Origin of the sequence: Hyalangium sp. (assembly GCF_035629615.1) — a bacterium.
Classification (GTDB): Bacteria; Myxococcota; Myxococcia; order Myxococcales; family Myxococcaceae; genus Hyalangium.
Genome location: NZ_DASPHO010000457.1, coordinates 1 through 6,381, shown reverse-complemented (window position 1 = coordinate 6,381; position 6,381 = coordinate 1). Strand labels below are relative to the sequence as shown.

7 protein-coding genes are annotated in these 6,381 nt (G+C 68.0%); 2 read left to right on the top strand and 5 right to left on the bottom strand.

Going from position 1 to position 6,381, the window contains the following annotated elements:
• On the top strand, nt 1-1,175 hold a 1,175-nt coding region (gene argS / locus VD972_RS23475), incomplete at its 5' end, for an arginine--tRNA ligase (protein ID WP_324990571.1).
• Between the two features lie 18 nt (nt 1,176-1,193).
• On the opposite strand, the gene VD972_RS23470 is transcribed toward argS, so the two are convergent.
• From VD972_RS23470 to VD972_RS23450, 5 genes are all read right to left on the bottom strand, one after another.
• Nucleotides 1,194-2,093, bottom strand: a complete 900-nt coding sequence (locus VD972_RS23470; RefSeq protein ID WP_324990570.1) for a DMT family transporter — start codon at nt 2,091-2,093, stop codon at nt 1,194-1,196.
• Between the two features lie 80 nt (nt 2,094-2,173).
• A complete protein-coding gene (locus tag VD972_RS23465) occupies nt 2,174-2,677 on the bottom strand; it encodes a hypothetical protein (protein ID WP_324990568.1) in 504 nt (167 codons plus the stop codon).
• A gap of 173 nt (nt 2,678-2,850) precedes the next feature.
• Complete coding sequence (locus VD972_RS23460) at nt 2,851-3,711, bottom strand: alpha/beta hydrolase (RefSeq protein ID WP_324990567.1); 861 nt, start codon at nt 3,709-3,711, stop codon at nt 2,851-2,853.
• Between the two features lie 76 nt (nt 3,712-3,787).
• A complete protein-coding gene (locus VD972_RS23455; protein WP_324990566.1) occupies nt 3,788-4,660 on the bottom strand; it encodes an SDR family oxidoreductase in 873 nt (290 codons plus the stop codon).
• Nucleotides 4,661-4,726: 66 nt separating this feature from the next.
• Nucleotides 4,727-5,437: a hypothetical protein gene (locus tag VD972_RS23450; RefSeq protein ID WP_324990564.1), complete on the bottom strand. Its 711-nt coding sequence runs from the start codon at nt 5,435-5,437 to the stop codon at nt 4,727-4,729.
• A gap of 78 nt (nt 5,438-5,515) precedes the next feature.
• On the opposite strand from VD972_RS23450, the gene VD972_RS23445 reads away from it, so the two are divergent.
• A partial coding sequence (locus tag VD972_RS23445; RefSeq protein WP_324990562.1) for a DEAD/DEAH box helicase occupies nt 5,516-6,381 on the top strand: 866 nt, incomplete at its 3' end.

Here is a 6,381-nt window from a genome sequence, read left to right as displayed (position 1 = left end):
CGCGCAAGGAAGAGATGGGTCACCTGGTCGAGGTGTACGTGAAGGCCAACCGGCGCGCGGAGGCCGAGCCCGCCTTCGACGAGCGGGCGCGCGACTTCTTCCGGCGCATGGAGACCGGGGACGCCGAGGCCCTGGCGCTCTGGCAGCAGTTCCGCGACACCTCCCTGCGCGAGTTCGAGCGCATCTACGCGCGGCTGGGCATTCGCTTCGAGCACCTCGAGGGCGAGAGCCGCTACCAGGGGAAGATGGAGGCGGTTATCGAGGAAGTCTCCCAGAAGGTGGGCGTGAAGGAGTCCAAGGGCGCGCTCGTGGTGGATCTGCCCTATGCCGAGGGCGAGCCGCCGGTGATGCTCAAGAAGAACGACGGCAGCACCCTGTACACCACGCGGGATCTGGCCGCCGCCATCGACCGGTACGCGCGCTTCCAGTTCGACAAGGCCCTCTACGTCGTCGCCAAGGATCAGCAGCTGCACTTCAAGCAGTTCTTCCTGGTGCTGGAGAAGCTGGGCAAGCCGTGGGCGAGCCGGCTGGTGCACACCTACTTCGGCCGTGTGCAGGGCATGAGCACGCGCAAGGGCGAGGTGGTGATGCTCGATGACGTTCTGGATCAAGCCAAGGCGCTGGCGATGGCCAAGGTGCAGGAGAACCTGCAGGAAGGGCGCATCCAGACGGACGATCCGGAAGTGCTGTCCGAGCAGATTGGCCTGGGCGCCATCGTCTTCGGAGACCTGAAGCACAAGCGCACCAGTGACTACGCCTTCGACTGGGAAGAGGTGATCAGCTTCGAGGGCCACACCGGCCCGTATCTCCAGTACGCGCACGCGCGCACCTGCAACGTGCTGCGCAAGGGCGGGGGCGCGCCCGCCAGCTACGACGGGGCGCTGCTGCTCCTGCCCGAAGAGCAGGCCCTGCTGCGCGTCATTGCTCGCCTGCCGGAGGTGGTGCGGGAGGCAGCCGAGCAGTACGAGCCGAGCCTCGTTGCACGCCTGTTGCTGGATCTGGCCGCTGCCTTCAGCCGCTACTTCACCCTGGGCAACCAGGAGCGGGACAAGCGCATCCTCGTGGAGGGCAATGAGGGGCTGCGTGCCGCGAGGCTCGCGCTGACGGACGCCACGCGCGTGACGCTGGCAGCGGGGCTGACGCTGCTGGGTATCCCGACGCCGGAGAACATGTAGCCGCGGAGGATCAGCCGCTCAACGCGTGGCGCGCTGGCTCAGCGCCACGCTGCCAAGGATGAGCACACCCGCGATGCCCATGGTCAGCGTCAGCGGCTCGTCGAGCAGCAGCCACGCCCACGCCACGCCGAACAGCGGAACGAGGTAGGTCACGGTCACCGCGCGGGCGGCACCGATCCGCAGGATCAGGCGGTAGTACATGGCGAAGGCGATGCCCGTGCAGAGCACGCCGAGCATGGCCGCGGAGAACCACGACATGACCGGGATCGCATGCTCCGGCCATTGCGCGATCGCGAACGGCAGCGTGAGCAGGGCGGAGGTGCCCAGCGTTGCGGCGGCGACGGCCGCTGGCGGCAGACCTGCCAAATGCCGGCGCAACACGTTCGCGGCGATGCCGTACAGGAAGGCCGCGCTACAGCCCGCGATCACCGCCCAGCCGACGCTCGCGCCCGCTGCCTTGCCGCTGGCGAGCACCACGACACCGACGAAGCCGGCCGCCAGCGCGATCGCGCGTTGCGGGCCGATCTTCTCTCCGAAGAACAGGAAGCCGACGAGCGCGGTGAACAGCACCGCCATCGAGTTGGTGATCGCGGCGACGCCGGCCGGCGCGCGTTGCGCGGCCCAGGCGAACAGCACGAACGGGATCGCCGAGTTGATCGCGCCGATCAGTGCGAGCTTGGGCCACAGCTTCAGGGGAAAGGACGAGCGCGCCCGCCAGAGGAACGGCAGCAGCACCAGCGCGCCCAGCCCCAGGCGGAGCTCGACCAGCGGCACCGCGCCGAAGTCCTTGGCGGCCACACGCATGAACAGGAAGGAGGCGCCCCAGATCGCGCCGAGCAGGCCCAGCTCCAGCGGCGTCGCCCAGGCCCGGGTGTTGGGCGTGCCCAGGGCGTCCGGGCCGGTGTCGATCGATCGCATGGGAGGACTCACGCAGAGGAGGGGATAATCCTATTGCTGGCTGGAGTCCATTCTCCTGGGCACTCGGCTCACCAGCCACCTCATGGACGATGCCTTGTTCCCGGTCGCGTCGACGACGCTTTCGTGGCAGGCGGCTCCTCTTCCACGGGGAGGTTCTCCAGCCCGAGCCAGCGCTCGATCTCTTGTTCGAGTGGGGTCAACTCATTCTCATGTTTGAACCCATCGAGCAGGGGGACGGAGTATTCACCTTGCATCAGCGCCTCCAGTGAGAAGGAGCGTGTCTTGCGATGCGGTGAGCGCTTGTCCTGATGCCAGTTCTCACGCACATGGAGTTGGAGGATGTGACGGGTGGGGATCTCCTTCGAGCCAGGCCATGGCACGGGGCCTCGGCGCACGCGCAGGGTCGCCCGGGTCACGACGATCTCCGTCCGGTTCCACAACACCGCGAGCAGCAGGTAGTTGAGGCCGGCGATGACCAGACCGCCGAACGCAGTCGTAAGGATCTGGCCTTTCTGGAAGTCAGCGGGTGCGGTTGCGGCGTAGATCCCGAGCATCATGAGACCGAAGGGAGCGAGGAGCCACATTCCCTTCTGGTACCAGCGAGAGTGCAGGCGGAGCTGCTCCTCGCTCCGTTTCACGATGAAGCGGCTCGTGGGCGAGAGCAGCAAGGGCCCACGTGGGAGAGGCATCTGTGCGCCGCAGTATGGACACCGGGCGACCCCCTCCAGCAGAAGGGCCGTGCCACAGCTCGGGCAGTTCAAGGGACCATGCCTCTCTCTCGATTCGAGGCTCCGGGCGCGAACCACTTGCGCAACACCTGCGGCGATGCCGCGCGGTAGATCGTGTCGTGGCGCAGGTCCGGCCTGGGCTCGTACTGCCACTTCAGCCCGGCCGGTGCAGTCGTGCGGAGCGTCTCCGCCAGGCGCGCGGCGGCGGCGACGATGTCCTCCTCGTCCGCGGAAGAGAGATACAGGGTGTTGCGCAGATCTGTCCCGGCCTTGAGGCGCTCACTGGCCTTGCGCACCAGCTCCTCGTTGTTCCACCAGAGGCTCGGGCTCAAGGCGATATAGGTGTCGAACAGCTTCGGCTGCAGGAAGAACGTCTCCACGATGAACAGCCCGGCGAGGGATTCGCCGATGATCGCAGTCTCGTCCTTCACGCGGTACCGGCGGCGCACCTGCGGCATCAGCTCGTCCCGGATGAAGCCACGGAACCCAGCCGAGCCGCCAACGCGTGCGGCGATCTTGCGGTCCGCGTCCACCTCGGTCGGGCCGGTCATGTCGCGCCGCCGCTCGGTGTTCTCGATGCCGACCAGGATCAGCGGCCGCAGCTCGCCCGCTCGGATCGCGGTGTCGATGGTGGTGGCGACGTGCGGGAAGTCCTCCTGTACGCCACCGTCGGGCATGTACAGCACTGGATAGCGCGTGGCCCCCTTCGCGTCGTAGCCCGGTGGCGTGTAGACGTTGATGCGCCGGGTCTCCTTGAGCGTCGCGGACTCAAGGGTGAACGAGTGGTGCGGCGGCACCGGCTCGGGGTCGGCGGCCGCGGCGCGGTCCGGCGAGCCGACGACGATCGCGGCGAACAGGAACAGGCTGGCCAGCTCTACCGACTGTCGCATTCCTTCTCTCTCCTTGGCGCGTTCTGCAGCGCGCTTCGTACTACCAAAGGGGGAGTGACCTGCCGCTTCATCCCGCCTAGCGCCAGAGGCCCACGTGGTCCTGCACGAACTGGCGCAGCGTGCGCGGCTTGCGGCCCAGCAGCTGCTCAGCGTCCTTTGTCACGCGCTCGGCCTTGCCCGCCCTGCAGTACGCGAACCAGCCCTGGATGGCGTCGACGATGACTGGCGGGAGGCCCGCGCCGAGCAGGCCCTGCTGGAACTTCTCGGGTTCGACCGCGACATAGCGCACGGGCTTGCCGATCGCGTCGCCCATGACCTTGGCCACCTCTTCCATGGTTGACGCCTCGGCGCCCGTCAGCACGTAGGCCTTGCCATGGTGCTCGGTCCCCAAGGAGAGCGCCACCCGCGCCGCGCTCTCGGCGATGTCGCGCGTGTCGATGTTGCTCACCCGGCTCGTTCCGAGCGGCAGGGCGATGAAGCCCTGGCTGCGAATCGTCTGGTTGTTGCGAGCGCTGATGAAGTTCTGGAAGTACTGATTGGGCCGCAGGAGGGTGAACGGAATGCCGCTGTCCGCGATCGCCTGATCCGCCTCTGCATGCCATACCGCCTCGCTGATGAGGTCAGGCTCGCCCACGCCCATCAAGCTGCTGCGCACCAGGTGCTTCACCCCAGCCTGGCGTGCGGCCTGGGCCAGGCTCCTGGCCTGCTGGGCCATGACCGGCGACATGGGGTTCACCTGGATCACCGTGTCGACGCCTTGGAGCGCTGGGGGAAGCGTGTCCGGCCGGTCCGGATCGAGCTCGATCACGCGAACACCGGGGAACTGCTCCTTGGCTCGAGCCACGTCCCGCGAGGCTGCCACGACGTTCACGCCGCCGGCGCGTGCCAACTGCGCCACGATCTCCTTGCCGATGTTGCCCGTTGCCCCGACGACGAGGATGGTCTTCATGTCCAGTGCTCCTGAGCGCGAGCCGTGTCTCTCGCCGCTCATATCATCCCACGGACGCCTGCAATCTCAGCCGGTCTTGCGCAGGTGTTTCTGGTAGCGCTCTTCCAGGGTGGTGAAGTAGCCGCGCTGCTCCCAGAGGGCTGAGGCGAGCCGGTCCGCCAGCGAGGCCACCTCGGCTTCCTCTCCCTTCTCGGGGACTCGGGGCTGTCCGCGCAGCGGGCTCATCAGGGCCTGGGTGGCCTCCGAGAGGAGCAGCCGGCTGCTGGCGAAGAGCCGTCCCAGGAGCAGGTTGACAGGCCGCGAGTCCTGCTCCTTGCAGGCCGCGCGGATGGCGTCGTGCACGCGGCGCGGCGCGTCTCCCCCCAGCGTGAGCGCGGTCAGATCGCCGCGGGACAGGGCATGCTGGAGCAGATAGCCGTGGTGCAGGGAGTACGACGCCATGTCCACGCAGTCCTTCACCCACAGCACGAGGAAGACCTTGCGGAAGAGCTTCTTGACGGGGCGCAGCGCCAGCGACTTGAGCATGCCGAGCACCCGGCCACCCACGGTGGAAGACGTTTGCGAGCCGGCGAGGATCGAGACCGCCTTGGCCGGGGTGGGCAGGCTGTGGTCCTGGAGGAGCGCACGGACCATTCGCTCCCGAACCTGGCGCAGGGCGTAGTCATCGAGGAAAGGGATGGGGATGAGCGGCGTCAGGCCCGAGGCCACGGCGTGGAACGCCACGCGCCCAAGCTGAGGGGGAGGGGCGTTGGAGGGACGTGGGTTCTGCTCGGTCATGGCCCCTTCATACACCGCACAACGGTCGGCGCGTGTTCTGGCAGCCCGGAGCTTGAAGGGATGCTACAAGCGCCCACTGTGAAGGAACCCACAACTCCTGCCGAAGCCAGCTTTGATTCCCTGGGGCTCAGCCCTCCCCTCGTCGAGGCCATTCGCGCCCTCGGATACGAGGAGCCCACCCCCATTCAGCGCGCGGCGATCCCTCCGCTGCTCGAGGGCAAAGATCTTCTCGGCATTGCCGCGACGGGGACGGGCAAGACGGCGGCCTTCGCCCTGCCTCTCCTGCAGCGCCTCACGCCCGGCCGCCGCGCGCCGCATACCACCTCCGCGCTCGTGCTCGTGCCTACGCGCGAGCTGGCCATGCAGGTGGCCGAGGCCATCCACCGCTATGGCCAGAAGCTGGGCATCAGCGTGGTCCCCCTCTATGGAGGGCAGGTGATCGGCCAGCAGCTCCGGGTGCTCAAGCGCGGAGTGGACGTGGTCGTCGCCACCCCGGGTCGGGCGCTCGACCACCTCCAGCGCAAGACACTGTTGCTCAAGGACGTGCAGGTGGTCGTGCTGGACGAGGCCGACGAGATGCTCGACATGGGCTTCGCCGACGATCTCGAGGCCATCCTGTCCGCCACCCCTGAGAAGCGTCAGACGGCGCTCTTCTCCGCCACGCTCCCGGCCCGCATCGCCAGCATCGCCGAGCGCCACCTCCGCCAGCCCGTGCGCGTGCGCATCGCCCGCGAGAAGGTGGAGCCGGGCGAGCTGCCCCGCGTGAGGCAGACGGCCTATATCGTCCCACGAGCCTTCAAGGTGGCCACGCTGTGCCGCGTCCTCGATGTGGAGTCGCCCACGGCGGCCCTCGTCTTCTGCCGCACCCGCACCGAGGTGGATGAGCTCTCTGTCTCGCTCAACGGCCGCGGCTGGCGCGCCCTGGCGCTCCATGGAGGCATGAG